At 71.2% G+C, this 1,973-nt stretch carries 2 protein-coding genes; both read left to right on the top strand.

Annotated features, from left to right (window positions below; genetic code table 11):
- Window positions 1-156 precede the first annotated feature (156 nt).
- Window positions 157-975 (top strand): AfsR/SARP family transcriptional regulator, encoded by an 819-nt coding sequence (locus ACWDCZ_RS40845; protein ID WP_049653285.1) that lies wholly within the window; start codon window positions 157-159, stop codon window positions 973-975.
- A gap of 66 nt (window positions 976-1,041) precedes the next feature.
- Complete coding sequence (locus ACWDCZ_RS40850; RefSeq protein WP_387828422.1) at window positions 1,042-1,830, top strand: SDR family NAD(P)-dependent oxidoreductase; 789 nt, start codon at window positions 1,042-1,044, stop codon at window positions 1,828-1,830.
- Window positions 1,831-1,973: the final 143 nt, after the last annotated feature.

Here is a 1,973-nt window from a genome sequence, read left to right on the forward strand (position 1 = left end):
GTCGGCGTCGCTGCTGGCGTCGATGTCGCCGTCACCGTCGGTGTCGATGTCGCCGTCGGCGTCGCCGGAGGGGTGACCGGAGGGGCCGCCGGGAGCACGAATCCACGGGCTCACGATCCTCCGAGCCCCACTCACCCGCACGAGAGGAGAACCGCCATGCACCTCAGGGTCCTCGGCCCCCTCACCGCCGACCTCAACGGCATCTCCGTCGTCCCCACCGCCGCCAAGCAGCGCCAGATCCTCGCCCTCCTCGCGCTCTACCCGAACCGGATCCTGCCCACGGCCACCCTGATCGAGGAGATCTGGGGCGACGACCCGCCAAGACAGGCGCTCACCACGATGCAGACGTACATCCTGCAGCTGCGCCGCCGGATCACCCAGGCCCTCGGGCCGACCCCGCACGCCACCGCCAAGGACATCCTCACCACCCGGCACGGCGGCTACCAGCTCACCACCCACCCGGACAACCTGGACGTCCACACCTACAACCTGCTGACCACCCAGGGCCAGCACGCCTTCAACCACGGCCAGGACCACCAGGCCGCCACCCAGTTCCGCCAGGCCCTCGCGCTCTGGCACGGCCCGGCCCTGGTCGACGTCCGGCCCGGGCCGATCCTCACCATCGAGATCATGCGCCTGGAGGAGAGCCGGCTGATCACCCTGGAACGCCGCATCGACACCGACCTGCGGCTCGGCCGGCACAACGAGCTGATCCCCGAGCTCACCCACCTGACCCACCAGCACCCGCACCACGAGGGCCTGCACGCCCAGGCCATGGTCGCGCTCTACCGGGCCGGCCGGCAGACCAGCGCCCTGACCACCTATCACCACCTGCGGCACCGGCTGACCACCGAGCTCGGCATCCAGCCCTCGCCGCACCTCCAGCACCTCCAGCACGCGATCCTCACCCTGGACCCCACCCTCAACACGCCCACCACGGCCCACCCGACCACCTACAACCTGTACTCGGCCTGAGCCCCGTCCGGACGGCCGTCCCCGCCGACCTCTCCCAGCTCCCAGCCCTCACCCACAGGACGCGTCATGACCACCGCACCCGAGAAACCCCTCGCCCTGATCACCGGCGGTACCCGCGGCATCGGCCTCGCCATCGCCCGCGAACTCGGCAGCCGCGGCCACCGTGTCTTCATCTGCGCCCGCACCGCCCGGGACATCGACCAGGCCCTCGCCACCCTGCGTGACGAGGGCCACCAGGCCGACGGCCTCACCTGCGACGTCCGCGACCCCGTCCAGGTCGCCGAACTGATCCGGCACGCGGTGGCCGAGTACGGCCCGATCACCGTCCTGGTCAACAACGCCGGACGCACCGGCGGCGGGCCGACCGCGACCACCACCGACGACCTCTGGTACGACGTCATCGACACCAATCTGAACGCGGTCTTCCTGGTCACCCGGGAGACCCTCCGGCACGGCCACATCACCAGCACCGCCCACCCGCGGATCATCAACATCGCGTCCACCGCCGGGAAGCAGGCCGTTACCCTGGGCGCCCCGTACACCGCGAGCAAGCACGCCGTGATCGGCTTCACCCGGGCGCTGGCCAAGGAGCTGGCGCCGACCGGCACCACCGTCAACGCCATCTGCCCGGGGTACGTCCAGACCCCGCACACCACCAGGATCCACCACGAGTACGCGACCGCCTACAACACCACCCCCGAGACCATCCACCAGCACTTCCAGCAGCACATCCCGCTCGGCCGCTACACCACGCCCGAGGAGGTCGCCTCGCTGGCCGGCTACCTCACCAGCCCCACCGCGGCCAGCATCACCGCCCAGGCACTGAACGTCTGCGGCGGGCTCGCCACCCAGTAACCCCGGCGCGATCCCGGCCGGCCACGGGAAGGATGAGGGCTCCGGTGCCCGCTGATCAGCCATGACGAACCGTCAGTTCTCCAGCGCACCCGTCACCTTGCTGGTGGCCGGCGCACCCGCGCCCGAGCCCTGCCTGCCCGCCG

Source organism: Kitasatospora sp. NPDC001225 (genome assembly GCF_053597855.1).

Coding starts and splice junctions, on each gene's coding strand:
- ACWDCZ_RS40845 (WP_049653285.1), top strand. CDS start 157: ATGCACCTCAGGGTCCTCGGCCCCCTCACCGCCGACCTCAACGGCATC.
- ACWDCZ_RS40850 (WP_387828422.1), top strand. CDS start 1,042: ATGACCACCGCACCCGAGAAACCCCTCGCCCTGATCACCGGCGGTACC.